The following is a 26,622-nucleotide window of genomic DNA, read 5'->3' as shown; positions in this document are numbered from 1 at the left end:
GATGTCGCGTTTCCGCGGATGGGCGGTGGCGTTCGCTGTCGTTCTGATCGCCGCGTTCACCATCGCATCGACGATGTTCACGACCTCGGATCCGGTTGACTCCGTGTCACTCCCGCAGAACTCGACCGGGGTGATCGCCGACCCGGCGCCGGCGGACGGGGTCTCGGTCAGCCGAGCACTTTTCGAGCGGTCCGACGAGGCGATCGTGGTCGCCCCGTCGGTCGGCGCGGCGGACTGGACGCCCATCCGGCAGGTCGCCGACGCCCATCAGGTACCCGTCTTCGCCGTCACCGACTCCAGTCGTGCCGCGGTCGCCGGCGAGTTGCGTCGGCTCGGGACGAAGAAGGTCGTCGTCGCCGGTGACCCCACCCAGGTCGGCGCCGTGACGGCGGCGCCGATGTCCACCGACCTGCACGAGTTGTCGGGAAGGCGCGTCGCGACGCGGGATGCCACGCTGGCCTACCTCGCCGCCGACGCCGGACCCGATGCCGAGGCCACCGCGCAGGCGGCGGGTGCTCGCGTCGTCCGCGTTCCCGTGGCCGATCCCCGCTCCACCGGCGAGTCGGTGCGTGCGCTGCGTGAGCATCCCGACGCGGGCGTCCGCGCCTTCGGTGCGGGGTTCGGCGACAGCCGTGAGTTCTCTGATCGCGTCCATGCCGCGCGGACCGAGGCCGAGCTCCCCGGCGGCGGGCAGGTGGTGTTTCCCGGACGTCGCCTGGTGGCTCTGTACGGGTCGCCCGGAGCTCCGTCGCTCGGCCCGCTCGGCGCCCAGGATCTCGGCGCATCGATTCGTCGGGTGCGGACGATGGCCGCGCAATACCAGCCGTACAGCGCGGCACCGGTGGTACCGGCCTTCGAGATCATCGCCACGGTGGCCTCGTCCGAACCGGGCCCCGACAACTCGTATTCCAGCATGATCGACCCGGCCCAGCTGCGGCCCTGGGTCCGCGCCGCGCGCGCCGCAGGCATCTACGTGACGCTCGACCTGCAGCCCGGCCGCACCGACTTCCTGACCCAGGCGAAGCGGTATGCGGATCTGCTCGCCGAACCCAACGTCGGTCTCGCGCTCGACGCGGAGTGGCGGCTCAAGCCGAATCAGGTGCATTTGACCCAGATCGGATCGGTGTCGGCCGACGAGGTGAACCGGACGTCGGACTGGTTGGCCGGGCTGGTCCGGGCGCGCGGCCTGCCGCAGAAACTGCTGGTCCTGCACGAGTTCGACAGCGGCATGTTGGAAGACCGCGGACGTATCGTGACGTCGCGGCCCGAACTGCAGACGGTGATCCACGCCGATGGCCACGGTGATCCGCCGACCAAAATGGGCACCTGGCGGCGTTTGATCACCGATCTGCCTCCGAATGTGTGGCTGGGGTGGAAGAATTTCTACACCGAAGACCATCCGACGTTCCCGCCGGCCCGCACCATGCAGGTACGACCGACACCCTGGTTCGTCTCGTACCAATAGGAGGCACCGATGTCGGCGACATTCAGCGAGCTGGCGATGTGTCCGGACAAGTCGGCCCGCAAGGATCCCGTGTCGATCCTGATGGCGCAGGCGGTGTCGCGGGTGCCCGAACTGGTGCCGGTCCGCAACGCGCGCATGGCAGCCACGCCGTTCACCTTCTACCGTGGTGCGGCCGCGGTGATGGCGGCGGATCTGGCCGCGACACCGAGTTCGGACGTCATGACACAGCTGTGCGGTGACGCGCATCTGAGCAACTTCGGCGTCTTCAACACGCCGGAACGTCGAATGATCTTCGACATCAACGACTTCGACGAGACCAGTCCGGGACCGTTCGAATGGGACGTGAAGCGCCTGGCGGCCAGCATCGTCGTGGCCGGCCGGGGCAACGGTTTCGATGCGAAGGCCACCTGGGACCACGCTCGTGAAGTCGCGAAGTCCTATCGGAAATGGATGGCGACGAGTGTCCAGCAGAGCACGATGGACTGCTGGTATTCACGCATCGACGCCGACGAGATGCTCCAGGTCGCAGGATCAGTGCTCGACACCTCGGCCACCGAGCGCGCCCGCAAAGGCCTGAAGAAGGCCCATCACCGCAACAGTGCACAGGCCGTGAGCAAGCTCTGCGTGACCGACTCCGATGGCAACATCAGCATTCGCAGCGATCCGCCGCTGCTGGTGCCGCTGCATGAACTCTTCCCGGACAATCGCGCGGACGAGATCCAGGATCGCATCACCCAGAGGATCACCGAGTACCGCGAGATGTTGCCGGATTACATCCGCGCGCTGTTCGACCAGTTCGAGGTCGTCGATGTCGCGCGCAAGGTGGTCGGGGTCGGCAGTGTCGGGATGCGGGCGTGGATCGTGCTGATGCGCGGCAAGCACTCCGGTGACCCGCTGTTCCTCCAGCTCAAGGAAGCGCAACGTTCGGTGCTCGAGGAGTATGTACCGGCGAGCGTGTTCCCGAACCAGGGGCAACGGGTCGTCGAAGGCCAACGGCTGCTGCAGGCGGCCAGCGACCTGTTCCTCGGGTGGACATCGGGGCTCGACGAGAACGGCGAACGTCGTGATCTCTACGCACGTCAGCTTCGTGACGGCAAAGGGTCGGTGGTCATCGAGGCGTTGAACGCCAATGAGATGAAACTCTATGCGCGCCTGTGTGGTCGGGCGCTCGCCCAGGCGCACGCCCGGACCTCGAGCCGGTTCGCCATCGCCGACTACCTCTCCGCAGGCAAGGGTTTCTCCAAGGCGATCGCGGAGTTCTCGGTGGCCTACGCCGAGCTGAACGAGGGCGACCATGCGGGTATGTTGGCGGCGATCGAGGATGGGCAGCTGAAGGTTCACGAACTGGCCTGATCGGATTCAGGCGGAGGGAGTTTCATGACCGACGACCAGCTACGCGAACGGGTGCGAGGACTGATGCCCCAAGCGCAGTCGGAGCTCGCCGAGATGGTGGCGTTCCGCTCCGTGTACGACCCGACCGGTACACCGCCCGAGGACTGCGACCGCATGGTCGACTGGTTGCAGGAGACCTTCGGGTCGCTGGGATTCGACGATGTCGCCTCGCATGTGACCGCCGACGGCAGCAAGGCGGTGACCGGGAGTCTGGCCGGCCCCGAGGACGCACCCACCGTCCTGCTGTACTTCCACCACGACGTCCAGCCACCGCTCGGCGACGACGAATGGGAATCGCCGGTGTGGGAACTCACCGAGCGCAACGGCCGGTGGTACGGTCGCGGCGCCGCCGACTGCAAGGGCAACATCGCCGTGCACCTCGCCGCACTGCGTGCTCTCGGCGGCGACATCCCCGTCAACATCAAGATCGTCGGCGAGGGGTCGGAGGAGCAGGGGACCGGAGGCATGGAGGACTTCGTCCCGAAGAATCCCGATCTCCTGCGCGCCGACGCCATCCTGGTCTGCGACTCGGGCAACTTCTCGGTGGGGCGCCCCAGCCTGACCGCGAGTCTGCGGGGAATCGCCAACATCGTCGTCACCGTCGAATCTCTCTCATCGGCAATGCATTCCGGCATGTTTGGCGGTGCCGCGCCGGACGCGCTGGCGGCGCTCATCGCGATGCTGGCCTCGCTACGCGACGCGCACGGCAACACCACGGTCACCGGCCTCGACGCCTCGGCCACCTGGCCGGGAGTCGACTACCCGATCGACGCGTTCCGTAAGGACGCGAGCCTGCTCGACGGGGTCGATGTGATCGGGTCGGGCACGATCGCGGACATGGTGTGGGCGCGTCCGGCCGCCACGGTTCTCGGCATCGACTGCCCTCCGGTCGTCGGTTCGTCGGCGGCCATTCAGCCCAGAGCCCGGGCCCGGGTCAACCTGCGTGTCCCGCCCGGCATGGACGCCAAGCACGCCCAGGACGCGCTGATCGAGCACCTCGCCGCCGTGGCGCCGTGGCACGTGAAGGTGTCGTTCGAGCGGGAGGCCGACGGTGCGCCGTTCACCGGCACGACGTCGGGGCCCGGCTACGACACGATGGTCGACGCGATGGAGCGGACCTACGGCACCGATGTCCTGTTGATGGGCCAGGGTGGCTCGATCCCGCTGTGCAACGTGTTCGCCGAGACCTATCCGGACGCCGAGATCATGTTGCTCGGCGTCGAGGAGCCGTCCTGCCTCATCCACGCGCCCAACGAGAGCGTCGATCCGAGCGAGATCGAGAACATGGCGATCGTCGAGGCGACGTTCCTGCGCGAGTACGCCCGCCAGGCTGCCCGGCGCTGATGTTCGTACCTCGCTGACATCCGTCCCCGGCCGAGTTCTCCCCCCGGGTGTTCGCACGTCCCCCAGACACTTTGGGCGGACGATCGAAAACCCGGGGGACGAACTAGCTGGTCAGACCGTGCAGAGTGGCGAGTAGTCGGTGCGGCCACCCGTCGTGGGAGTCACCAGGAAGGTGCAGGAGTTGAATCCGGCCTTCTCGATCTGACCGCGCAGCATCCGCAGAGTGGCCGTCGAGACGACTTTGTCGCGGGACAGCAGGTAACCGGACAGCCGGGTCGGGTCGCCGACCAGGGCGAACCGGTAGGGGTCGGTCGGGGTCGCGCCGTCGGCGACCCAGGTGACGATGTAGTTGGGTGCATTGCCGGGGTCGATGCTGACCGGAACCTGCGGGAAGCTCACCGACAGTTGGGCCTTGGTGACCGGGTCGACGACCTTTGCTTGCCCCTTGACCCGGTTCGTCTGCCCGGTGAAGGTGGTGCAGGTGTTCTCCACGCCGATGGTTGTCGCGTCGATCGTTGTGTAGGTGGCCTTGGTGTCCTTGGCGCAGTTCAGATTGAAGAACGCGGGAATCGCCGCCAGCTGCCACCACGAGCCGAGATAGCGCTCGGTGTCGAGCTTCGGGATGGGTTGCAGCGGCGCGGCCGACGAGGGGCCGGCCGTGGCGACGAGGGCTGCCATCGCGAGCAGGATCGTCGCGAGGAGGGTGAACAGGGGTCGGATCGTGCGGGTCAGTCGCATCTCGGGCGGCTCCGTTCGTGTGCTGGTTTGTACCAGAGATTCGGAACCGCCCGAGATGCGGATGGGTCGTCGGGTCAGGGGGTGTCGGGGTCCCTGGCATCGACGTGACCACACCTGGTCTCTGAGGAGCGTAGCGAGGCGCCGCCCTGAGGAGCGAGCCCGCGAGCGTCTCGAAGGGCCCTTCGTGACGCATCCTCGCAGGCTCGGAGGCTCCTCAGGGATCGGCGGACGTGGGCTCGGCGAGACGGTCAGAGGGCGTCGCGGTCAGAGGGCGTCGCGGTCAGGCCACTTCGGACGGCTTCCAGGTCGCGACCGCCCAGATCACGACGAGATCGAGCGCGATGATCAGGATCGCCCACAGCGGGTAGTAGGGCAGCCAGAGGAACTGGGCGATGATCGAGATCGAGGCGATGATGATCGCCGAGATACGGGCCCAATCCTGGCCGACCGCGAGGCCGCCGGACACGATGATGGCCAGGATGCCGATGATCAGGTGGATCCAGCCCCAGGACGTGAGGTTGAACTGGTAGATGTACTGCGGGCCGACGACGAGGAGATCATCCTTGGCCAGCGCGGAGATGCCCTGGAACACCGCCACCAACCCGGCGACGAACAACAATGCCGCCGCGACGATCGAGATGCCGAAGGCGAAACCTTCCTTCGCTCCGTAATCGGCATCCCTGTTGGGTGTGCTCATGACTGTGTCCTTTCGACGCGATTCGACAAGCTTTCGATACAGAAGGTTCGGTACAGCGACTTCGGTACAGCGACTTCGATACTGAACGGTTGTGAAGCGGGACGAGCGTACCGAGAACTCTAATTGCCAGACGTGGACGAAAGGTCAATATTGGGCGCACTGACCGTAACGTGATCAGGTGGGTGATCTGCGCACGAGCGCCCTAGAATGCCCTCTGAGCTGCCGATTTAGTCCTGGCGTGTGCGTGGGGGTAAGCTATCGCAGGCTACACACGGGGTGTGGCGCAGCTTGGTAGCGCGCTTCGTTCGGGACGAAGAGGTCGTGGGTTCGAATCCCGCCACCCCGACGCTTTGGTTGAGAAGCAGTAGAGGCCCTGACCTGCATCGCAGGTCAGGGCCTCCTCGTATCCGGGGGAAGAGTGGAACGCGGGGACGCTCAGGCGGGGACGGGCTCGCCGCTGACCGCGGGGGTGTACTTCTCCCGGTGGATGTTGCGGCCGGGCATCCGACGGCGCTTGCAGGCCTTCACGCCGGCGTCGACCATGGCGGGCGGTCCGCAGAGGTACGCCGAGTAACCGCGCAGACTGTCGAAGTCGTCGAGCAGCGCGTCACCCACATAGCCGTGGCGACCGTACCCGTCCTCACGGCTCAGACACGGGATGTAGCGCACGCCGGTATGACGCGCGGCGAGTGATTCCCAGAAGTCGACATCGTAGAGGTCGGACCGCCGACGGACCCCGTGATACAGGTGGATCTCGCGGTGCGGGTCGAGTTCGAGCGCGTGTCGTGCAATCGATTTCAACGGCGCCGATCCGGTGCCTCCGCCGAGCAGGATCATCGGACCGTCGTCGCCGTCGTGGACGAAATCGCCCCAGGGTCCGCGCAGGTCGATGCGATGGCCGCCGGCCAGGGAGTCGAAGATCCACCGGTCGGTCGCGACACCGTCGGGAACACGACGCACGTGGAACTCCAATCGGTCGGCTCGACGTGGCGGGTTGGCCATCGAATACTGCCGGACCTCCCCGGTTCCCGGAATCGCGATCTCCATGTACTGACCGGCCGAGAACTCCAATGGCTCGTCGAGACCGACCTCGATCTGCACGGTGTCGGTCGCGAGCGGCCGGATCTCCCGGACGGTCCCGACCAGGTCCCGCAGCAGATGTCGCGGGCCCGCGGCCGTGTCGAGGGGAAGCTCGATCTGGGCATCCGACGTCGGAGACGACTGGCAGGCGAGGATGTAGCCGGCCGCCTGGTCGTCGGCACCGAGGACGGTCTCGGGCACCTCCGGTTGATCGACGGTGCCACAGGTCAGCTTGACCTTGCAGGTCCCGCAGGTGCCCTGATTGCACGAGTTCGGCAGGTAGACGCCGTTGCGGAGGAAGGCGTCGAGCAGGCGCTGGCCGTCTGAGCAGTCGACGGTGCGTGGATCGGAGCCGCTGATCTGCACCGAGTACGACGGTGTCATCGTCACACCTCCCAGGTGACCGGCAGCGAGGTCGGTCCGCGGAATCCCCAGCCCCAGAACTCGACGTCGGTGCTCGTGTCGCGTTCGAGGTTCGGGATCGAGTCGAAGAGCTCTTCCAGCCCGATCCGGCACACGTGGTTCGCGAAGTAGATTCCCGCGCACGCGTGATTGCCGGCGCCGAACGCCAGGTGCGGCAGGGGAGGACGGGTCAGGTCGTACTCGGAGGGCGCCTCGTACAGCGTGTGATCGTGGTTCGCCGAGCCGTATGACATCAACACCACCGAGCCCTCGGGCAGGGAGACACCGGCGACCTCGACATCGGTGGTGCTGATCCGCGCCGTCGCCGACCAGATCGGCGAGGTCCAGCGCATGCCTTCGGAGATGGCGCGCGGGATGAGGGCAGGTTCGTCGACGACCTGCTCCATCTGTTCGGGTCGGCTGAACAGTCCCACCAGCGTCGATGCCATGGCGTGGCCGGGTTCCTGCATCGCACCGAGCAGGTAGACGAACAAGGTCGGATAGATGTAGTCGCGTTCGCGCGTCTGCCCGTCCGGCATGCCGTCGTGCAGCCAGTGGCTGATCGCACTGTCGTCGGGGTTGTCGATCCAGTTGTCGATCAACGGGTCGACGATCGCCCGGATCTCCGCCTTGGCGGCGTCTCCTTCGCGGAACCCCTCGGGGTTGGTGAACTCGCCGTTCTCGTCGACCCCGGCGTTGGTGAACGAACGCGAGAGCTTGTGGAACCAGTCGCGCAGCTGGTCCGAACTCACCGACTGCAGGCCGAGGAGATCGCCGAGTGCCCGCACCGAAACGGGTTCGCAGTACTGGGCGACGAGTTCGGCGGTGCCGTCGTCCTCGAACGTCTCGAGATAGCGCCGCGCGATCGGCCGCACGAGATCGTCGATCCAGCGATCCACCTCCTGCGGTTGCAGTGCCGGATCGACCATCGACCGCAGGTCGTCGTGAATCGGCCCGTTGACCCCGATGACCGCCGGATGTCCGAAGGTCCGGCCGCCCGCCTTGGTGATGATCGCCTCGAAGTCGGCGCTGGTGGCGATCTCGCGGCAGATCTCGGCGGTGCTGGCGACGTAGGACCCGAGGACCGGGACGTAGGCCAGCGGCGCCTCCGCACGCAGACGTTCGTAGACGGGGTACGGGTTGCGTTCCAGCTCGGTCATGGTGATGTCGTCGATCCAGGAAATCGTGGCGGTCATGCGTCGCTCCTCACTCGGCTGATGCGGATGTCGACAGACGCTAGGGCGCCGAGCGATCGTGATCGATACCGATCGCGCGGCGCCGGTACCGATTGCGCGATCAATGTGTGAGCTGGGTCGCTTCACGGAGTGTCCATGCGGTAGAACACAGAAAGCATGACCAGGTCGACGGAACTCGTGGGAACACGAGATTGGGACACGGCACATCGAGCGGTCGCCGATGTGTACTTCCCGCATGAGCTCCGCGCTCTCGACGACCACGACGACGTGAACCTGAGCATGCGGACCGTCGAACTGGGCGGGGTCACCATCGGTCGTCTCAATTGGGGTGCGGCGGTGTCGATCGCCTGCGACTATCCCGGTGCCTACGAAGTGAACATCCCGATGTCAGGCCGGCTGCATTCTCGATCCGGCGGTGGAGAGATCATCTCGAGGGCAGGGCGGGGCACGATCTTCACCGCTGACCGGCCGTCGGTGATCACGAACTGGACGGCCGACTGCCACGTCATCGGCGTGAAGTTCGACGCCGAGCATCTCGAACGGGAAGCCGATCGAATCCACCTGGCGCCGATTCGTCGCCGACTGGCGTTGCCCGAGCAACTCGACGTGGCAAGCGACGAGGGTGCTTCATGGCTCGCGCTGGTCAAGGCGCTGTCGGCGCAGGCGCGAGAGCCGGTCGACCTCCTGGCCAATCCACTGATCGGTCCACAACTGGCGAGTGCCGTCGCCACCGCATTTCTGCTCGCCGCGACACCCGAGTCGGCGGACGGCGACGGCCGGCCGCGGCCCGGGATCGTGAAACGCGTGCTCGACGGGTTCAACGACGATCCCGCCCGCCCCTGGTCGCTGGCCGACATGGCCGCGCTGGCCGGCACCAGCGTTCGTCGTCTGCAAGAGACGTTCGCGGAGTTCGTCGAGACCACACCAACGCGTGCGCTCGCCGACATCCGCCTCGACCGCGCGCACAACGATCTCACCCGCGGCGATGTCACCGTCGCCGACACCGCCGCGCGATGGGGCTTCAGCAATCCCAGCCGATTCGCCGCGGCATACCGTCGACGCTACGGCGTGAGCCCGGCACATACGTTGCGGCGCCGCTGAGGCGGTGGCGCACCGATCCGTAGGCGGCGCAGACTGCCGCCATGGATCCGGCGTGCGAACTCAGGCGGCCCTCCAGGTGGCGACCGCCCAGATGATCACCAGGTCGATCGCGATGACGAGCACCGACCACCACGGGTAGTACGGGAGCCACAGGAAGTTGAGGATGATCGACAGTGACGCGATGATGATCGCCGACACCCGCGCCCAGGCGGCGCCGGTGAACATACCCAGCGCGACGATGATCGCCAGGATCGACACGATGATGTGGATCCAACCCCAGGCGGTCAGGTCCAACTTGTAGACGTACTGCACGCCAACGACGAAGAGGTCGTCGTTGGCGACCGCCGAGATGCCCTGCAGGAGTCCGATGATGCCGCCGGTGAGCAGCAGGACGGCGGCACCGATCGTCCCGAAGGCGGCGAAGCCCTGTTGTACGCGGTGGTCGTCGTGGTGGGTGGTCATGTCGCTCATTTCTTTCGAGAGCGGGCCGCCGCGATCGCGTCCCCGCCGCGCGTGAAGAGTTGGACCTCAACAGCATCCACTGTGGCGCGTGACTGCGGTGGTCTAGAGTGAATGATGTCATCTAATCGAAACCATGGCGACACCTGAAAGTGGTGATACGCAGTGTCTTTAGCGTCGCGAATGCTCCAGACTCGATGGTTCGTGCGGGCGCCGATCCTGCTGTACCGCGCACGGCTCGGTTTCTTGTTGGGTGGCCGCGTGCTGATGCTCGAACACACCGGGCGGAAGTCCGGTGAACGCCGCTACGTCGTCCTCGAGGCCGTCGATCGGCCGGTGCCGGACCGGATCATCATCGCGTCCGGTTTCGGCACCCGCTCACAATGGTTCAAGAACCTGCAAGCGGATCCGCACTGTCGGGTGTCGATCGGCCGGGTGTCGAGCAGTCCGGCGACGGCACGGGTGCTCGGCGCCGACGACACAGCCGATGTCGTCGCCAGATACCGCGCCGACCACCCGCGGGCGTACGCCGAATTGTCCGGGGTGGTGGAGGAATCGACCGGACTGTCGATCGATGAGGTGCCCTACCTCGAACTGACGCTGGGCTGAGTCAGCAGCCGAGTTTCCGGGCCAGATCGAGCAGATCGGTCGCGTGGACGTCGTTCTGCGCAGAGCCGTTGTCGTTCTTCGGTTCTGGGCCCCACTCCGTCGGACGTTCGACGAAAGCCGTTCGCAGGCCGAATGATCGGGCCGCGTCGAGATCGGACTGATGAGTGGCGACCATCATCACCCGACCGGGTTCGACCTCGAGCAGATCGGCCAGACCGCAATAGGTTTCGCGTGCGGGTTTGTAATGCCGCCAGAGATCGGAACCGCCGATGACGTCCCATTCGAACCCGTTGTGCTTGGCCATGTCGGTCAGCAGGGCCACCGTGCCGTTGCTCAGGGCGCAGACGATGAAGTGCCGCTTGAGTTGTCGGATACCGGGCGCGGCGTCGGGCCAGCCGGGGATCGTCCGCCAGGCATGCACGAGGATTGCGGCCTGTTCGGCGGTGAGGGAGACGCCGAAGGTGTCGGCCACCTCGTGCAGCGTCTCGGTCTGCAGGTCGTCGAGGCGGCGCCAGGGGAGCTCGCCCGACTCGACGCGGGCCAGGATGGGGCCGTACCGCCGCCGCCACTCGCGGGCGAATTCCTCGGCGTCGACATCGAGGCCGACGTCGCGAACGGAACCGGAGATGCCGGTGAGCCAGTCGGTGACCGTCCCGAACGTGTCGAAGGCGAGCACGCGGACATCATCGAAAACGGTCACGAGGTCGATGGTAGTGGGCGTCGACCACCGGTTCCCTGCGGAGGACCGTCACCACTGAGGAGGTCCGGAGCGCTGGCGGAGGATGCGTCGCCACGTCGGTCCCTGAGGAGGTCCGGAGCGCTGGCGGAGGATGCGTCGCCACTTCGGTCCCTGAGGAGGTCCGGAGCGCTAGCGGAGGACCGTCACGAAGGGCCCTTCGTGACGCATCGCTCGTTCCTCGCGAGGCTCCTCAGGGATCGGTGGTGACGCTTCGCTCGTTCCTCGCGAGGCTCCTCAGGGATCGGTGGTGACGCTTCGCTTGTTGCGCAGGGATCGGGGGCCGAGGAGCGAGTCTTACCGCCGGTCCCTGAGGAGTGAGGCGCTAGCCGAGCGTCACGAAGGGCCCTTCGTGACGCATCGCTCGTTCCTCGCGAGGCTCCTCAGGGATCGGTGGTGACGCATCGCTCGTTCCTCGCGAGGCTCCTCAGGGATCGGGTGGTGACGCATCGCTCGTTGCGCGCGAGGCTGCTCAGGGATCGGTGGTGACGCATCGCTCGTTGCGCGGCGAACCCGTCGTCGTCAGCTGATCTCGGTCGCCAACTGCGGCAACGAGTGGTCCTCGGCGACGTCGGCGTCGCCGTGCGAGACCGGGGTCAGGGTGAGCAGACTGGCCTCGGGCCGACAGCAGAAGCGGGCCGGTGCGTACGGCGAGGTGCCCAGCCCGGCGCTGACGTGCAGCTTCATCGTCGATCCCCAATTGGACACACCCTTGACCCGGGAGCGGTCGATGGCGCAGTTGGTGACCAGCGCGCCGATGAACGGCAGGCAGAGCTGGCCGCCGTGGGTGTGCCCGGCCATCACCAGGTCGTAGCCGTCCTCGGCGAAACGGTCGAGCACGCGCGGTTCCGGCGAGTGGGTCAGACCCAGGCGGAGGTGCGCGAGCGGGTTGGGCCGCCCGGCAATGGTCTCGTAGCGGTCGCGCTCGATGTGCGGGTCGTCGACGCCCGCGGCGACCACCCGGACGCCGCCGACCTCGAGCTCACGAACCGTGTGCGTGGCGTCGAGCCAGCCGCGTTCGGTGAACGCGGCGCGCAGATCCTGCCAGGGCAGCGGATCCCCGAAGGTCCGCGTGTGGTCGGTGTTGAAGTACTGGAACGGATTCTTCGGTCGCGGTCCGAAGTAGTCGTTGGAGCCGAACACGAACAGCCCCGGCCGTGACAGCAACCCCCCGAGCGACTGGATGACCGACGGCACGGCCTGCGGATGGGCGAGATTGTCGCCGGTGTTGATCACGATGTCTGGTTCGAGCGCCTCGAGCTCGGAAACCCACGCCTGCTTGAGCCGCTGATGGGGGGTCATGTGCAGGTCACTGATGTGCAGCACACGCAGCGGGGCGGCACCGGGCTCGAGGACGGCGAGCGTGTTGTGTCGCAACGTGAACGCATTGCGTTCGATCACCGTCGAGTAGAACAGTCCGGCGGCGGCCAAACCGGCCAGCCCGCCGACGACCGGCGCGGCCGCGGCGCGGCGGGTGAGGGCGTTGTCGAGGTGGAGCATTCATCCAGGATACGCAGACCTGGGCCCCTGATGCCCCGGGGTTTTCCCGACGGCCGGGATCCGCCGGACGCGCCCGATCAGCCCGGCAGCTGGATCACGACCGGTCCCACCCCGGGTACCTGCACGGTGGTCTCCGTCGGACCCGGCGAGTCGTTGTCGGAGCGACGGCCGTTGCTGACGTAGATGGTGATCAGGCTGCCGGGCATCGCCGAATCCGACGGTGCGGTGAACACCACGGTGCCCTGCGGTCGATTGCTGTCGACGTCGAGCTGGTTCACCTTGAATCCGGCGCCCTGCAGGCGGGACGTCGCCGCGCTCGCGGTGAGGCCGCTGACGTTCGGGATGCGCCCGCGGTCACTGCCCCGCATGTAGCGGGGATCGGTCGGCGGCAGTCGCACCGGCCCGAACTTGGTGGCCACCGGCTTGATCGCCTGATACCACGTGCGGGCGGGTTCCATACCGCCGTAGAGATTGCCGTCGTAGCACTGACGCAGCGGGCTGCTGCAGATGCCGGTCGGGTTGGGGCCGTCGTTGTAGACGTACGCGGAGCCGGCGATGTCGTTGGTGAATCCCAGGAACGCCGACGACCGGTGGGCCTCGGTGGTGCCGGTCTTGCCCGACACCGGCAACGTCCATCCCTGCGACCCGGCAGCGCCGGCCGAGGTGCCGCCGCCCTTGTCGTCCTGGCTCAGCGCGTTGGCCAGTGTGTTGGCCAGACCCTTCTCGACGACCTGCTCACACCCCGGCGCGTTGAACGGGACCGCGGTCAGCGCAGGCTGCCCGTTCGGGTCCATCACCGGATTGCCGTACTGATCCCGCTTGATGCGGCTGATCGAGGCGATCGGGTTCGGCGGGCACCAGGTGCCGCCGGAGGCCAGTGTGGCGGCCACGTTCGACAGCTCCAGGCCGTTGATCGGCAGCGGGCCGAGGGTGAACGAACCGAAGTTGCCGTCCTTGACGTACTGGGCCATGCTCTTGTCGCCGTAGCCCGATGACCCCGGCACGGTGTAGGACCGCAGCCCGAGCCGGACGGCCATGTCCACGGCCGGTTTCACACCCACCTGCTGCAGCAGTTTCACGAAAGCGGTGTTGGGCGACTGCGCGAGTGCCTGGGTCACCGACATCGACGCGGGGTACTTGCCGTCGTTCTTGACGCAATACGCGTTCTCCGGGCAGCCGTTCCCACTGCTGTTACCCATGCCCTCGACCGCGATGAACCCGGGAACCGGGATGTTCGACGCGACGCCGAGTCCCTTCTCCATGGCAGCAGCGGTGGTGAAGATCTTGAACACCGAACCGGCGCCGTCGCCGACCATCGAGAACGGCTGGGGCTGCACCGTCTGGTCGGCCTTCTGGTTGAGTCCGTAGATACGGCTGGACGCCATGGCGAGGATGTCGTGCGACTTCGTGCCCGGCCGGATGGCGCTCATCACGTCGGCGACGCCGTCCGCCCGCGGATCGGCCTGCGCCTGGACCGCACGGATGGTCGACCGCTGGACGTCGGGGTCCATGGTGGTGCGGATGATGTATCCGCCGCGCATCACCGAGTCCCTCGACATCCCGTTCTCGGCCAGGAACTGCAAGGCGTAGTCGCAGAAGAAGCCGTTGTTGCGCGCGGCGATACAGCCCTGCGTCGGGAGTTCGGGCTGCGGCAACACGCCCAGAGGCTTGGCCTTGGCGGCGATGATCTCGTCACGGCGGGCCGGGAAGTTCTCGATCATGGTGTCGAGGACCGTGTTCCGCCGGTTCATCGCCGCTTCGGGATTGGTGTAGGGATCGAGTGCCGAGCTCGACTGGACCAGGCCCGCGAGCAGCGCCGACTGCTCGAGGTTGAGGTCTTTGGCGTGCCGGCCGAAGTACGTCTGTGCGGCGGCCTCGATGCCGTAGGAGTTGTTGCCGAACGGGACCACGTTCAGGTAGCGGGTGACGATCTGCTTCTTGGCCTCCTGCTTGGCGGCCGCGTCGTCGAGACCCTTGTCCCGTTTCGCCTGATCGATCAGGGACTGCTCCATCGTGAGAGCCATCCGGACCTCACGCAGCTTGCGCGCCGGCGTGGTCTCGATCGCGGCCTGACGATCCGCCTCGGTCCGTGCCAGGACCAGGAGCTGATAGTTCTTGATGTACTGCTGGTCCAGGGTCGATGCGCCCTGCTGCACCTCGCCCGACGACGAGTTCTTCAGTGCCGCACGGATGGTGCCCTTCCAGTCGACGCCGTCGTGCTCGAGGAAGCGCCGGTCCTCGATGGAGATGATCGCGCGGATCATGTCCGGCGAGATGTCGTTGTAGCCCACCTGGTAGCGGTACTGGTCGAAGAGCAGTGCGATGGGATTGCCGGCCGAGTCGGTCATGGTGGTGACCTCGGGCAGAGTGCCGTTGAGCAATTCGGACGAGACGTTCTCCACCGCGGAGGCCGCCCGATTCGACACCACGCCCAGACCGCTCGCCACGGGATAGAGCAATCCGGCGACCAGGACACCGGCCAGCAGACACGCACCGGCCAGCGGCCACAGCTTCTTCGAGTTCGGCACACGCACAGGATACGTGTGATGGTCAAAACATCGTCTGACCGTGCGTCTCGGGGAGGTCGCGAGGTTAGCCAACCAAACAACAACAGCGATGAGCTGGGGTTATGTGACTTGTTTGGACGATGGTGCCATTTTCTTTGCTGCAGGGCTTGCGCTGTCATGCACAGATCCTTAGATTGAGTGCAGAATGTGACTCACCTAACACTCGATGGCAGATGTGAAGCGCACTGAGGGTGCGGACGCGTGTGGCCGGCGCGAGTGGAGTCGGGTGGGAGCATTCCGGTCAGGACCGTCGGGACCGCGAAGAGTTGAGACGGAACCGGCGAGACGCAACGACAGACAGGGGTCGGCGGATGGCGATGGCGGCAGTTTCCACCGGAGACGATGCTCGATTGATGTGGGTCTCACAAGCTCGGTGCCGGGGAGCGAACCCCGACGACCTGTTCGTCCGAGGGGCGGCTCAGCGAAAGGCCGCGACGATCTGCCGGCACTGCCCGGTGCAGCTCGAATGCGGTGCCGATGCCCTCGACAACAGGGTCGAGTTCGGCGTCTGGGGAGGCATGACCGAGCGGCAGCGGCGGGCATTGCTGCGACAGCATCCGGAGGTCACCTCGTGGGCGCAGTTCTTCGAGGCCCAGCGACGTCGGCACCAGGCCGACGCGGTGTGAACCGCGCACACATGAACAGATGACACCGATGGCCGACCCGAACCGGGTCGGCCATTTTCGTGGTCCGGCCGGTGGTCCCGGCTGCGTCAGCCTCGGCTGGTGATCTGTTCCGCGACGGCGCGCAGGGCCACCATGTCGGCGACCTCGAACGGTAGCGACGGAACCCCGACGATGGGAACCGCGGGATGCGCGGCGGTGAACCGCTGTAGGAGATGCAGCTCCCGCTTACCGGTCGCCGCCCGGTCGGCATGGATCTCGAGCACACCGCGGGTCAGGTCGTCCTCGACCGTCTCCAACGCGGCCCTCGCCGACGACTCGGAGATCGACGTCAGGTTGGGGTGGGTGCGATTGAGGATCAACCCGGCGAGCGGCATGCGCTCCTCCGACAACCGATCGACGAAGAACGCCGCCTCACGCAGCGCGTCCGGTTCGGCGGCGGCAACCACCGCGAACTGGGTGCCGGGCTGCTTGAGCAATTGGTAGGTCTTGAGTGCGCGGTCCTGGAACCCGCCGAACATCGAGTCGAGGGACTGGACGAACATCGCCACGTCCCGCAGCATCTCGCCGCCGATGATCGTGGAGACACCGCGCATGGCCAGACTCATCGCCCCCGTCACCATCCGCCCCACCCCGCGCCCGCCGCCGACCAGCACCTTCATCAGCCGACCCGACAGGAACGATCCGAGCCGCTGCGGGGCGTCGAGGAAATCCAACGCGTTCCGGGACGGCGGGGTGTCGACGATGATCAGGTCCCAGTGGTCGCGCTCGATCAGTTTGCCGAGCTTCTCCATCGCCATGTACTCCTGCGTGCCGGAGAACGACGACGCCATCGTCTGATAGAAGGAGTTCTCCATGATCGCCGCGGCACGCTCCGGCGATGAGTACTCGATGACCATCTCGTCGAAGGTGCGCCGCATGTCGAGCATCATCGCGTCGAGGCTGCCGCTCGCGCCCGGCACGTCCACCGGCTGCGGTTCGTTGGTGAGCTCGGACATCCCGAGGGACTGGGCGAGCCGTCGGGCCGGGTCGATGGTGAGCACCGCGACGGTGCGTCCCTGCTCGGCCGCGTACAGGGCCATGGCGGCGGCGGTGGTGGTCTTGCCGACGCCGCCGGCACCGCAGCAGATCACCACGCGGGTGGCCGGGTCGGTCAGCACCGTCGCCATCTTCAGGTCGAGCGGCATCTACGCACCTGCCTTCTGTAGGAGGTTCGCCAGCTCGTAGATCGAACCGAGGTCGATGCCGTCGCCCAGCGTCGGCAGCTCGAGGGTCGGCAGCTCCACCTCGTCGAGCTGGGCCTTGGCCACCTGCTGCGCCTGGAGCCGCGTCGCGTGTTCGATGGTCTCGGTGAGCAGGCCGGACAGGTCGGCGTCGGAGAGGTGCAGGCCGGCCGCGGACAGATGTTCGACGACCCGCGGCGCGTCGATGCGTCCTTCGGCGATCTCGTCGATGGTGCCGTGCGGGAGATGAGTCGGATTGACGCGGTTGATGATCAGGGTCCCGACAGTGAGGTTCTTCGCCTGCAGTTCGGTGACCGCCTCGACGGTTTCCTGGATCGGCATCGCCTCCAGGAGTGTCACCAGGTGCACGACGGTGTCCTCGGAGTGCAGCAGCTTCACCACACCCTCGCTCTGGTTGCGGATGGGGCCGGTCTTGGCGAGGTCGGCCATCGCCTGGGTGACGTCGAGGAAGTTGCCGATCCGGCCCGTGGGCGGGGCATCGACGACGACGGCGTCGTACATCCGTTTGCCCTGCTTGTCGGTGTGGATGATCCGTTCCTTGATCTTGCCGGTGATGAGCACGTCACGCAGGCCGGGGGCGACCGTGGTGACGAAGTCGATCGCCCCGATACGTTTCATGGCCCGCCCGGCGAACCCCAGGTTGTAGAACATGTCGAGGTACTCGAGCAGTGCGTGTTCGATGTCCAGTGCGAGCGCCGAGACCTCTCCGCCACCCGATGCCGTCGCGATGCGCGTGTCCGTCGGGGGCAGTGGCGGGACGTCGAAGAGCTGTGCGATCCCTTGCCGGCCTTCGCATTCCACCAGCAGTACCTTTTTGCCGTCGGCGGCCAGCGCCAGGGCCAACGCCGCGGCGATGGTGGTCTTGCCGGTGCCGCCCTTGCCGGACACGAAGTGCAGGCGCGCGCGGCCGGCGGAGTCGGGCCATTCGTTGACGTGCCCGGAGTCCACGGGCGGTGTCTCGTTCACCACTGCATCACCATATCGACTAGGGCGAACCCGGCAATGCCCACTGCGGGCATTGGCGACGCCGGGCATTAGGGTGGGTCCATGAGTGAAGTGACCGCGTGGGAGTACGTGACGGTGCCGTTGCTGACGCATGCCACCAAGCAGATCCTCGATCAGTGGGGTGCCGACGGCTGGGAGTTGGTGAGCGTGCTGCCCGGTCCGACCGGTGAGCAGCACGTCGCCTATCTGAAGCGTCCGAAGGGATAGATCCGTATGGCAACCACGTGGTCGCAGCGACTCGTCGAACTCGGCATCACGCTTCCGCCGGTGGTCACGCCGGTGGCCAGCTACACCCCGGCCGTGCGCACCGGGAACCTCGTCTACACCGCGGGCCAACTTCCCATCGTCGACGGCAAACTCGATGTCGCAGGCAAGGTCCATGAAGGCGCGGAGGGGGTGGTGGACCCCGAACAGGCGAACGCCGCCGCGCGGCAGTGTGCGCTCAACGCCCTGGCGGCGATCGACGCGCTGGTCGGGATCGACGCGGTCGTGCGGGTCGTCAAGGTTGTGGGTTTCGTGGCGTCGGCGCACGGATTCACGGGTCAGCCCGCGGTGATCAACGGCGCCTCCGACCTGCTGGGCGAGGTCTTCGGCGATGCCGGAGTGCACGCCCGGTCGGCGGTCGGTGTCGCCGAGTTGCCGATGGGAGCTCCCGTCGAGGTCGAGCTGATCGTCGAGGTCGCCTGAGCACTACGTGGACGTCGCACTCCTGATCGCGGCGGCCGCCGCGGCCGGGTGGGTCGACGCCGTCGTCGGCGGTGGTGGTCTGGTGCTGATCCCGGCGCTGCTCATCGCCTACCCCGGTCTGGCGCCCGCGACCGCGCTCGGTACCAACAAGCTGGCCGCGGTCTTCGGAACGTCGTCGGCGGCCTTTGCCTATGCCCGACGCCTCACCGTCGATTTTCGACGACTCGCTCCGGTCTTCGTCAGCGCCGTCCTCTTCGCGGGGCTGGGCGCGTATACGGCCAGTAGGTTGCCTGCCGGGCTGTTCACCCCCATCGTGCTGTGTCTATTGGTCGCCGTCGGGTTGTTCGTGGCGCTCAACCCGGGTTTCGGATCGGGCCTCGCGCGGGAGCGGCCGCGGTGGTCGGTGATCTGTGGACTCGTCCTGGCCGGCGTGGTGATCGCCTTCTACGACGGGGTGATGGGGCCCGGCACCGGGACGTTTCTGATCATCAGCCTCACCGCGCTGGTGGGCACCGGGTTCCTGGAGAGTTCGGCAATGGCGAAGGTGATCAACACCGGCACCAATCTGGGTGCCCTGGCGGTGTTCGCCTGGCAGGGCAACGTCCTGTGGCTGCTGGGCATCGGACTGGCGGTCGCCAACATCGCGGGTGCCCAACTCGGTGCGCACATGGCGATCGGTCGTGGCAACCGGTTCGTGCGCTGGGTGTTGCTCACCGTCGTCGTCGTGATGGTGGCGAAATTGGGATATGACCTGGCGGTGGACTGACCGTTCCGGTAGCTGTTGCGATAGACGTGCGGCGACAACGACATCCGATGTCGGTTCGGCCGCTGCCGTGAGGCCCGTACCGGTCGAGACGTCGCCTTCGCCGACGTGGAGCACCAACGGAGATCCGGGATGGCGGGCGGCGGGGGCTGCGGCATCGAGCCGATGGGTACTGGCGCCTCGGGCGGATTCGGGCGACGCTGTGCAGGTGACGAATCGCGCCTCTCCCGATCGGACGCCGGCCCAGACCGCCGCGCCGAGAGACCTCGGCGACGACGCGATCCGACGGATTCAGCGACGCACGGTCGCGCTGCTGTGTCTGGCCCAGGTGCTGGGCGGTCTCGGAATGGGCGCCGCGCTGGCCCTCGGTGCGATTCTCGGCGAGCGGCTCTCCGGTACCGAGTCGTTGGCCGGGCTGCCCACCACCGTGCTGACGCTCGGTGCGGCCGCGGCGGGCCTGCCGTTGGCCGGCCTGGCCCAGCGGTCGGGGCGTCGGCCCGCTCTGGCCACCGGTTTCGCGATCGCGGCGGCGGGCGCCCTGGTCTCCGCCACGGCGGTCGACCTCGGGTGGTTCGCGTTGTTTCTCGTCGGCATGGCCGGTGTCGGCTCGGGGACCGCGGTGAGCCTGCAGTCACGCTTCGCCGCAACCGATCTCGCGTCGACCCGAACCCGTGGCCGGGATCTCTCGCTGGTGGTCTGGATGACCATGGTGGGAGCCGTCGCAGGTCCGGCACTGCTCCCGGTGGGGGCGGATCTGGCGAGCCTGCTGCACATCGATGAACTCGCCGGACCGTTCGTCATCGGGGCCGCCGGCACCGCTGCGGCAGCCGTGGTGCTCCTGGTCGGTCTGCGACCCGACCCGCTGGTCGTCGCGGAGCGCGGGTCGAGTTCGACCGAGACCACGAGACCGTCCCTGGCGCAGGGCTTCCAGACGATCCGGCGTACCCCGGGCGCGCGGAACGCGGTCGCATCGGTGGTCTCGGCGCACGCGGTCATGGTGGCGGTGATGGCACTGACCCCCGTGCACATGAGTCACGGCGGTGCGACGCTGACGGTGGTCGGGCTGTCGATCAGTGCCCATGTCGCGGGGATGTATGCGTTGGCCCCACTGATGGGCCTGCTCACCGATCGCCTGGGCCGCGTGCCCACGGTGCTGATCGGCCAGGCCCTGCTGCTCGCCGCGTGCATCACCGGATTTGCGTGCAACCGCAGCCAGGTCGGCCTGGTCGTGGCACTGGTCCTGCTCGGTCTCGGCTGGTCGGCGGCGACCGTCGCCGGTTCGACCATGCTGACCGACAGCGTCGAGCTCGCCGTGCGTCCACGCGTACAGGGCATCGCCGACACGTCCATGAGCCTCGCGGGTGCGGTGGCCGGGGCGGTGGCAGGAGTCGTCGTCGGTGTGTTCGGGTACCCGGTGCTCGTCCTGGCGGCCGGCGCCCTCAGCATCGCGACCGCAGCCTATCTTCTGCTGGACCGGCCCAGCTGACGGCCGCCGGACGCATTGTCTACGGTTGTGCCAACCCGACTCGAGGTGGTGGGCGGTGGACATGATCGGTGCGACGGGCGTGGTGACCCTGGCGATCGGCGGCGGCGACGCGCTCGGTGAGGTCGAGCTGGGATTGGCCGGGGGCACCGAACGATTCCTCGCGATCGCCGCCGAGCCCATCGCCACCGACGAGACCGTCCTCGTCATCGGGGTGCGGCCCGGGCGGATCGTCGACGTCGAGCGATGGATGGCGTTGCCTGCGGTGTGACCCGGCAACCATTCGGGTCGGCTGGGCGAACGACACCTGCGGAACCGGCGCCGTAGCATGACGCGTCAAAGAGGTGATTCGTGTGAACGCCCGACGGCTGGTCGTGCGTGCGCGACGACTGAGGAGGGGCACCATGCTCGGCTACCACGTTCCCGAACCCGATGAGGCGATGCTGATCTCGGGGAAGAAATCCGAGGCCGACGGCGCACCGTTCGCCGTGGTCGTCGGCCACGGCAAATGGGTGATGCCGTTCTTCCGCAAGGTGCGCTATCTCTCGATGGCCCTGCACGAGGCGCAGATCCGCGAGATCTGTGTGACGACACAGGGTATTCAGCTCAACGTGCGCGCGGTCATCGCCCACAAGGTCGGCAGCGACGTCGCGTCGATCGTGAATGCCGGGCAGCGCTTCATCTCCGAGCAGGAGGACGAGATGAATCAGCTCACGGGACAGGTCTTCTCGGGCCATCTGCGGTCGATCGTCGGTTCGATGACCGTCGAGCAGATCATCCGCGAGCGTGACACCCTGGCACGTCAGGTGCTCGAGGCGTCGAAGCGGGAGATGGGCTCGATCGGTCTGGTGGTGGATTCGTTCCAGATCCAGTCGATCGATGACATGGATTCCGGGTACATCAATGCGCTGGCCGCCCCGAATATCGCGAAGGTGCAGCGTGAGGCCGCGGTCGAACGCGCCAAGGCCGACCAGGAGGCGGCCAAGGCCCAGCAGGAGTCGCTGCGCAACCAGGCCGACTACGAGCGCGAGACCGCGGTCAAACGCGCCCACATCAAGTCCGAGACCGACAAGGCCAACGCCGAGGCCGCTCAGGCGGGTCCGCTGGCGGAGGCCCGCGTGAACCAGGAGATCATCCGCGAACAGTCGGTGCTGGCTCAGGCCGAGGCGGATCTGCGTGAGCAGCAGCTGATCTCCGAGGTCGTGAAGCCGGCCGAGGCGGAAGCGCGCCGCCGACAGATCATCGCCGAGGCGGAGGCGCGGGCCGTCGAGATCCAGTCCGCCGCAGCCGCGAAGAACAATCGCATAGCGCTCGATCAGCAGATCATCGAACAGTTGCCTGCGCTGGTCGGGGAGATCGCGAAGGGGCTCGGGTCGTCGAACCTGACCGTGTTCAACGGTGCCGAGGGGGTCAACGAGATGATGACCGGGGTGGTGACGCAGGGTGCCGCGCTGCTGAGGAGTCTGCAGAGCGAGTTCGCGCCGAAGGTCGTCGACGATGTGGTCAACAATGTCGATCGATCCTCGTCGTCGGATGTCGTTCAGGGGTGAGGTGACCCGGGGATCGGGTGGGCCGGTGAGTAATGTCGGAAGGCATGAGTGACAAGGGGTCGACCGACGGGGATATGTCCGACGCCGGAACGGAAGCCACGTCGGCACCGGTCCACCCGGCCTACGGTGTCGTCCGCGAGGTGACGCCGTTCGCGTCGGTGTTGCTCTGCAACAACCCGGGCAACATGGAGCTCGACGGCACCAACACCTGGATTCTGCGGGCACCCGGCCATCCCGAGTGCGTGATCGTCGATCCGGGGCCACCGAACAAGAAGGGCCACGTCAAGCGGATCGCCGAGCAGCCGGGTATTGCCCTGGTGCTGATCACCCACCGTCACTTCGACCACACCGGAGCCATCAAGCGTCTTCGCAAGCGTGTCGATGCCCCGGTCCGGGCACGCTTGTCCACGTTCAGCCACGACGCACCGGCGTTGGCCGATCGGGAGGTCATCGAGGTCGCGGGGCTGCGGATCACCGTGTTGCACACTCCCGGGCACACCGGCGACTCCGTGAGTTTCCTCGTAGATCACGACGGGCAGCGCGCACTGCTCACCGGCGACACGATCCTCGGCAGCGGGACCACCGTGATCGACCCGACGGACGGCACCCTGCGCGACTACCTGAACTCCATCAATCGGATCATCGTCGAGGGGGAGGAGGCGGTGCTCCTTCCGGCGCACGGACCCGACCACCCCGTGGTGGGTCCCGTCGCGCGCTACTACAAGGCCCATCGTGAAGAGCGCATCGACCAGATCGTCGCGGCCCTCGACGACCTCGGGGTGTCGGCCCACAAGGCCAAGCCGATGAAGGTCGTGCGCAAGGTCTACGCCGACGTCGACAAGAAGCTCTGGCCGGCGGCCAGGATGTCGGTCAAGGCGCAGCTGGATTACCTACGGGACCGCTGAGCTGCATGCTGATCGAGTAGCCGACGAGCGGCAGCGAGGTGGCGTATCGAGATCCCCGAACCGGGTTTCGATACGCCACTCACTACGTACGCGGCTGCTCGACCAGCAGGAGGACGCGTGGGTTACCGCGGGACGACGCGCTGCTACCGCGCGCGGCGCGCCAGGCGCTCGGAGTCCGCGATCAGCACGCTCTTGCCCTCGAGGCGCAGCCATCCGCGCTGGGCGAAGTCGGCGAGCGCCTTGTTGACGGTCTCGCGGGAAGCGCCCACCAACTGGGCGATCTCCTCCTGCGTGAGGTCATGCGTCACGCGCAGGGCGCCGCCCTCCTGGGTGCCGAAGCGCTGGGCGAGCTGCAGCAGCTGCTTGGCGACACGGCCGGGGACGTCGGTGAAGATGAGGTCGGCGAGGTTGTTGTTGGTGCGGCGTAGACGACGTGCGAGCACGCGCAGCAGCTGCTCGGCGATCTCCGGGCGGTCCTTGATCCACGCCCGCAGCGCATCGCGGTCCATCGACACCGCGCGCACCTCGGTCACCGTCGTCGCCGACGACGTCCGCGGTCCGGGGTCGAAGATCGAGAGCTCGCCGAACATGTCCGACGGTCCCATGATCGTCAGCAGGTTCTCGCGGCCATCCGGGGAGCGACGCCCGACCTTCACCTTGCCGGACAGGATGATGTAGAGCCGGTCACCGGGTTCACCTTCGTGGAAGATCACATGCCCACGAGGGAAATCAACCGGCTGAAGCTGTTTGGTCAGCGCCGCGACGGCAGAGGGCTCGACACCCTGAAATATGCCCGCCCGCGCCAGTACGTCCTCCACCTAAGGAACCTTTCTCGTCCTAACCACACTCGCATGACAACCACACACAGGATCTCGTAAACGCACTGCCTGCTGCTGTGTTGCCCCGTGCAACGCTACCCTCAGGCCAAGCATAAGTGTTGAATGGGTCACTGGCCGGACCATTGCGGCGAGTCGGCGCGTTCGTCTGAACCGAAGTTTCGCGGGTCAGCTGGCGCGCTGCGGGGACGACGAGAAGATGGCGTCGGCGTCTGCGGTGGCCGAATCTCCTTTGGTGCGCCTGCTGCGGAACTCGTCCAACGCTGCCGGGAAGCCCTCTTTGGCCAGCGTGTCGACGTTTCGGGCATCAGCCGACTCGAGAAATTCCTCGACGTGGTCGCGGGACACAGCGAGCCGGTCGATCCGTGCCTGAACCTTCTCCATCGCCAGTGCAAAGAGCATCAGGACGGCCGGGAACAGAAGCGCGGCGAGACCTTGCATGAGGACCAGTAAACACAATCGGCTCTCCCAACCGCCAACCAGAAGGCCTGCCTTCACTGACTTGTTACCAAGGCTTACCAAGCCGGTGTCGCGCCGTGACCGACCATTCCGGAAGGTCCTGCGAGGTCTCCGTGGGTCCGGTGTCGTCGACGTGGCTAACCTGAATTGCGTGACCCCACGCAAGACAACCGACGCCACCCCGGTGACGGAGCCGACCACACCAGTCCGCGGCCGACGTGGACGAGGCGCCGGGGTCGAGACCCACCTCGGATTGGTGCGCCGTGCGCGGCGGATGAACCGGAACCTTCAGGTCGCGTTCCCGCATGTCTACTGCGAACTCGACTTCACCACGCCATTGGAGTTGTCCGTGGCGACCATCCTGTCGGCGCAGTGCACCGACGTCCGGGTCAACATGGTGACCCCGGCGCTGTTCGCCAAGTACCCCAGTGCACGGTCCTACGCGGAAGCCGACCGCACCGAACTCGAGGAGATGATCCGGACCACCGGCTTCTACCGCAACAAGGCGAACTCGATCATCGGACTCGGTCAGGCACTCGTCGAACGCTTCGACGGCGAGGTGCCGAGCACGCTGAAAGAGCTGGTCAGCCTGCCCGGATTCGGTCGCAAGACCGCCAACGTGGTCCTCGGTAACGCCTTCGGGGTGCCGGGCATCACCGTCGACACCCACTTCGCCCGGCTCGTCGGCCGGTGGCGCTGGACCGAGGAGACCGATCCGGTCAAGATCGAGCACGCCGTCGGCGAACTGATCGAGCGCAAGGAGTGGACCGACCTGTCGCACCGGGTGATCTTCCATGGTCGCCGGGTGTGCCATGCCCGCAAACCGGCCTGCGGGGTCTGCATCCTGGCGAAGGACTGCCCCTCGGTGGGCGCCGGTCCGATGGACAAGGCAGAGGCCGCGAAGCTGGTGAAGGGTCCCGAGACCGAACATCTGTTGGATCTGGCGGGACTCGCGACGCAGTGAACCCGACCCCGACCAGCGCGGAGGCCGGCCACGGCGAAGACGACTCCGCACCGCCGCCACCTCCCCGACGATCCGGAAGCCGGTTTCCCGCATCGGCGCGCTGGACCATCGTCTTCGTCATCGTGATCCTCGCCCTGGTGGTGGCGATCTGGCCACGAGATCGCGGTGCGGACACGGGTTCGACGTCGAACGGGGCAACGGCCACCGGGCCGAGCGTGTCCGGCCCACGGGCCACCGACGCGCAGGCCGACGACGCCCAGCTGGCACAGGCACGACGCGACGCCGCGTTACCCCCCTGCCCGGTGACCGGTCTGCCGGAGGGAGCGCAGGCGGCGCTGGCCGGTGTGCACGTGCCCTGTCTGGCCGACGGCGCTGACTACGACGCGGGTACCGGCACCGCGGGCAAACCGATGTTGGTGAACATGTGGGCGGTCTGGTGTCTGCCGTGCCGACGGGAGCTGCCGGTGCTCGACAGCTACGCGCAGCGCGCGGGGGACAAGCTGACCGTGCTCACCGTGCACGCGCAGGAGGGGGCGCAGAACCCGTACATGGCGTTGCAGTTCCTCGACGAGAACGGGGTGCATCTGCCGGCGGTGCTGGATACCGACGCGAAGATCGCCGCCGCCCTCGGCGCGCCGCGGGTGTTCCCGTCGACGATCCTCGTGCGCGCCGACGGCACGGTCGCCAAGGTCTTGCCGCAGGTCTTCGACGATCCCGACCAGATCGCCGACGCGGTGCAGCAGTACCTGGGGGTGACGACGTGAGATCCGAGGACGGTCACCATCCCATCACCGGCCCACTGGTGCCGACCGAACAG

The 26,622-nt window shown here is 67.0% G+C and carries 27 protein-coding genes and 1 tRNA gene; 16 read left to right on the top strand and 12 right to left on the bottom strand.

Annotated elements, in window-relative coordinates:
* Position 1 precedes the first annotated feature (1 nt).
* Genes ACVT6V_RS01245 through ACVT6V_RS01235 form a run of 3 tightly spaced genes read left to right on the top strand, consistent with a single transcriptional unit; the run spans position 2 to position 4,201 of the window.
* The gene (locus ACVT6V_RS01245; protein ID WP_489898006.1) at positions 2-1,465 is read left to right on the top strand and encodes a hypothetical protein; all 1,464 of its coding nucleotides are present in this window, start codon (positions 2-4) and stop codon (positions 1,463-1,465) included.
* Positions 1,466-1,474: 9 nt separating this feature from the next.
* The gene (locus tag ACVT6V_RS01240; protein ID WP_489898005.1) at positions 1,475-2,818 is read left to right on the top strand and encodes a DUF2252 domain-containing protein; all 1,344 of its coding nucleotides are present in this window, start codon (positions 1,475-1,477) and stop codon (positions 2,816-2,818) included.
* Between the two features lie 24 nt (positions 2,819-2,842).
* Positions 2,843-4,201 carry a dipeptidase gene (locus ACVT6V_RS01235; RefSeq protein ID WP_489898004.1) on the top strand — a complete coding sequence of 453 codons (1,359 nt, stop codon included), beginning with the start codon at positions 2,843-2,845 and terminating at the stop codon, positions 4,199-4,201.
* A gap of 111 nt (positions 4,202-4,312) precedes the next feature.
* On the opposite strand, the gene ACVT6V_RS01230 is transcribed toward ACVT6V_RS01235, so the two are convergent.
* The gene (locus tag ACVT6V_RS01230; protein ID WP_489898003.1) at positions 4,313-4,939 is read right to left on the bottom strand and encodes a lipocalin family protein; all 627 of its coding nucleotides are present in this window, start codon (positions 4,937-4,939) and stop codon (positions 4,313-4,315) included.
* Between the two features lie 280 nt (positions 4,940-5,219).
* Positions 5,220-5,636 (bottom strand): DUF7144 family membrane protein, encoded by a 417-nt coding sequence (locus tag ACVT6V_RS01225; protein ID WP_489898002.1) that lies wholly within the window; start codon positions 5,634-5,636, stop codon positions 5,220-5,222.
* A 272-nt stretch (positions 5,637-5,908) separates the two neighbouring features.
* Here ACVT6V_RS01225 and ACVT6V_RS01220 point away from each other — a divergent pair.
* Positions 5,909-5,982: transfer RNA gene (locus ACVT6V_RS01220), tRNA-Pro, on the top strand.
* An 89-nt stretch (positions 5,983-6,071) separates the two neighbouring features.
* On the opposite strand, the gene ACVT6V_RS01215 is transcribed toward ACVT6V_RS01220, so the two are convergent.
* Together ACVT6V_RS01215 and ACVT6V_RS01210 are read right to left on the bottom strand one after the other, a co-directional pair.
* Positions 6,072-7,100 carry a 2Fe-2S iron-sulfur cluster-binding protein gene (locus ACVT6V_RS01215; protein ID WP_489898001.1) on the bottom strand — a complete coding sequence of 343 codons (1,029 nt, stop codon included), beginning with the start codon at positions 7,098-7,100 and terminating at the stop codon, positions 6,072-6,074.
* Between the two features lie 2 nt (positions 7,101-7,102).
* Positions 7,103-8,314 carry a cytochrome P450 gene (locus ACVT6V_RS01210; protein WP_489898000.1) on the bottom strand — a complete coding sequence of 404 codons (1,212 nt, stop codon included), beginning with the start codon at positions 8,312-8,314 and terminating at the stop codon, positions 7,103-7,105.
* Between the two features lie 156 nt (positions 8,315-8,470).
* On the opposite strand from ACVT6V_RS01210, the gene ACVT6V_RS01205 reads away from it, so the two are divergent.
* Positions 8,471-9,415 carry an AraC family transcriptional regulator gene (locus tag ACVT6V_RS01205; RefSeq protein WP_489897999.1) on the top strand — a complete coding sequence of 315 codons (945 nt, stop codon included), beginning with the start codon at positions 8,471-8,473 and terminating at the stop codon, positions 9,413-9,415.
* A 60-nt stretch (positions 9,416-9,475) separates the two neighbouring features.
* Here the strand turns inward: ACVT6V_RS01205 and ACVT6V_RS01200 are convergent, their stop codons facing one another.
* Positions 9,476-9,877, bottom strand: a complete 402-nt coding sequence (locus ACVT6V_RS01200) for a DUF7144 family membrane protein (protein WP_489897998.1) — start codon at positions 9,875-9,877, stop codon at positions 9,476-9,478.
* 180 nt (positions 9,878-10,057) lie between these two features.
* Here ACVT6V_RS01200 and ACVT6V_RS01195 point away from each other — a divergent pair, with 180 nt between their 5' ends.
* On the top strand, positions 10,058-10,483 hold the full coding sequence (locus ACVT6V_RS01195; protein WP_489897997.1) for a nitroreductase family deazaflavin-dependent oxidoreductase: 426 nt from the start codon (positions 10,058-10,060) through the stop codon (positions 10,481-10,483).
* Between the two features lies 1 nt (position 10,484).
* Here the strand turns inward: ACVT6V_RS01195 and ACVT6V_RS01190 are convergent, their stop codons facing one another.
* The 3 genes from ACVT6V_RS01190 to ACVT6V_RS01180 all read right to left on the bottom strand — a co-directional run bounded on the left by ACVT6V_RS01190 (position 10,485) and on the right by ACVT6V_RS01180 (position 15,247).
* Positions 10,485-11,183, bottom strand: a complete 699-nt coding sequence (locus tag ACVT6V_RS01190) for a haloacid dehalogenase type II (protein WP_489897996.1) — start codon at positions 11,181-11,183, stop codon at positions 10,485-10,487.
* A 558-nt stretch (positions 11,184-11,741) separates the two neighbouring features.
* On the bottom strand, positions 11,742-12,719 hold the full coding sequence (locus ACVT6V_RS01185) for a metallophosphoesterase (RefSeq protein ID WP_489897995.1): 978 nt from the start codon (positions 12,717-12,719) through the stop codon (positions 11,742-11,744).
* Positions 12,720-12,796: 77 nt separating this feature from the next.
* Entirely contained in the window at positions 12,797-15,247 is a 2,451-nt protein-coding gene (locus ACVT6V_RS01180; RefSeq protein WP_489897994.1) for a penicillin-binding protein, read from the bottom strand.
* Positions 15,248-15,597: 350 nt separating this feature from the next.
* Between ACVT6V_RS01180 and ACVT6V_RS01175 the strand changes: the two genes are divergently transcribed.
* Entirely contained in the window at positions 15,598-15,912 is a 315-nt protein-coding gene (locus tag ACVT6V_RS01175) for a WhiB family transcriptional regulator (RefSeq protein WP_489897993.1), read from the top strand.
* Between the two features lie 86 nt (positions 15,913-15,998).
* Here ACVT6V_RS01175 and bagB read toward each other — a convergent pair whose 3' ends face one another.
* A complete protein-coding gene (gene bagB, locus ACVT6V_RS01170) occupies positions 15,999-17,096 on the bottom strand; it encodes an ATPase BagB (protein ID WP_489897992.1) in 1,098 nt (365 codons plus the stop codon).
* Positions 17,097-18,122 carry an ATPase BagA gene (gene bagA / locus ACVT6V_RS01165; protein WP_489897991.1) on the bottom strand — a complete coding sequence of 342 codons (1,026 nt, stop codon included), beginning with the start codon at positions 18,120-18,122 and terminating at the stop codon, positions 17,097-17,099. It lies immediately after the preceding gene.
* A 78-nt stretch (positions 18,123-18,200) separates the two neighbouring features.
* Here bagA and sp36 point away from each other — a divergent pair, with 78 nt between their 5' ends.
* The 7 genes from sp36 (at position 18,201) to ACVT6V_RS01130 (ending at position 23,546) form a co-directional block, all read left to right on the top strand.
* The gene (sp36, locus tag ACVT6V_RS01160) at positions 18,201-18,365 is read left to right on the top strand and encodes a Sp36 family protein (protein WP_004022081.1); all 165 of its coding nucleotides are present in this window, start codon (positions 18,201-18,203) and stop codon (positions 18,363-18,365) included.
* A 6-nt stretch (positions 18,366-18,371) separates the two neighbouring features.
* The gene (locus ACVT6V_RS01155; RefSeq protein WP_489897990.1) at positions 18,372-18,845 is read left to right on the top strand and encodes a RidA family protein; all 474 of its coding nucleotides are present in this window, start codon (positions 18,372-18,374) and stop codon (positions 18,843-18,845) included.
* A gap of 7 nt (positions 18,846-18,852) precedes the next feature.
* Positions 18,853-19,611, top strand: coding sequence for a sulfite exporter TauE/SafE family protein (locus tag ACVT6V_RS01150; protein WP_489897989.1), 759 nt, complete (start codon positions 18,853-18,855; stop codon positions 19,609-19,611).
* 205 nt (positions 19,612-19,816) lie between these two features.
* Positions 19,817-21,094, top strand: coding sequence for an MFS transporter (locus tag ACVT6V_RS01145; RefSeq protein ID WP_489897988.1), 1,278 nt, complete (start codon positions 19,817-19,819; stop codon positions 21,092-21,094).
* A gap of 61 nt (positions 21,095-21,155) precedes the next feature.
* Positions 21,156-21,362, top strand: a complete 207-nt coding sequence (locus tag ACVT6V_RS01140; protein ID WP_489900672.1) for a hypothetical protein — start codon at positions 21,156-21,158, stop codon at positions 21,360-21,362.
* Between the two features lie 133 nt (positions 21,363-21,495).
* Positions 21,496-22,641, top strand: a complete 1,146-nt coding sequence (locus ACVT6V_RS01135; protein ID WP_489900671.1) for a flotillin family protein — start codon at positions 21,496-21,498, stop codon at positions 22,639-22,641.
* 44 nt (positions 22,642-22,685) lie between these two features.
* Positions 22,686-23,546 carry an MBL fold metallo-hydrolase gene (locus ACVT6V_RS01130; RefSeq protein WP_489897987.1) on the top strand — a complete coding sequence of 287 codons (861 nt, stop codon included), beginning with the start codon at positions 22,686-22,688 and terminating at the stop codon, positions 23,544-23,546.
* A gap of 143 nt (positions 23,547-23,689) precedes the next feature.
* Here the strand turns inward: ACVT6V_RS01130 and ACVT6V_RS01125 are convergent, their stop codons facing one another.
* On the bottom strand, positions 23,690-24,364 hold the full coding sequence (locus ACVT6V_RS01125; protein WP_006330855.1) for a Crp/Fnr family transcriptional regulator: 675 nt from the start codon (positions 24,362-24,364) through the stop codon (positions 23,690-23,692).
* A 186-nt stretch (positions 24,365-24,550) separates the two neighbouring features.
* Positions 24,551-24,823 carry a hypothetical protein gene (locus tag ACVT6V_RS01120; protein WP_489897986.1) on the bottom strand — a complete coding sequence of 91 codons (273 nt, stop codon included), beginning with the start codon at positions 24,821-24,823 and terminating at the stop codon, positions 24,551-24,553.
* A gap of 169 nt (positions 24,824-24,992) precedes the next feature.
* Here ACVT6V_RS01120 and nth point away from each other — a divergent pair, with 169 nt between their 5' ends.
* Positions 24,993-25,805 carry an endonuclease III gene (gene nth, locus ACVT6V_RS01115; RefSeq protein WP_489897985.1) on the top strand — a complete coding sequence of 271 codons (813 nt, stop codon included), beginning with the start codon at positions 24,993-24,995 and terminating at the stop codon, positions 25,803-25,805.
* Positions 25,802-26,569 carry a TlpA family protein disulfide reductase gene (locus ACVT6V_RS01110; protein ID WP_489897984.1) on the top strand — a complete coding sequence of 256 codons (768 nt, stop codon included), beginning with the start codon at positions 25,802-25,804 and terminating at the stop codon, positions 26,567-26,569. The genes nth and ACVT6V_RS01110 overlap by 4 nt, the downstream gene beginning before the upstream one ends.
* The last annotated feature ends 53 nt before the right edge of the window (positions 26,570-26,622 follow it).

This window comes from Gordonia sp. LMA167 (assembly GCF_058130025.1).
The sequence above is the reverse complement of the archived record's forward strand: the minus strand, read 5'-3'. Positions and strand labels throughout refer to the sequence as shown.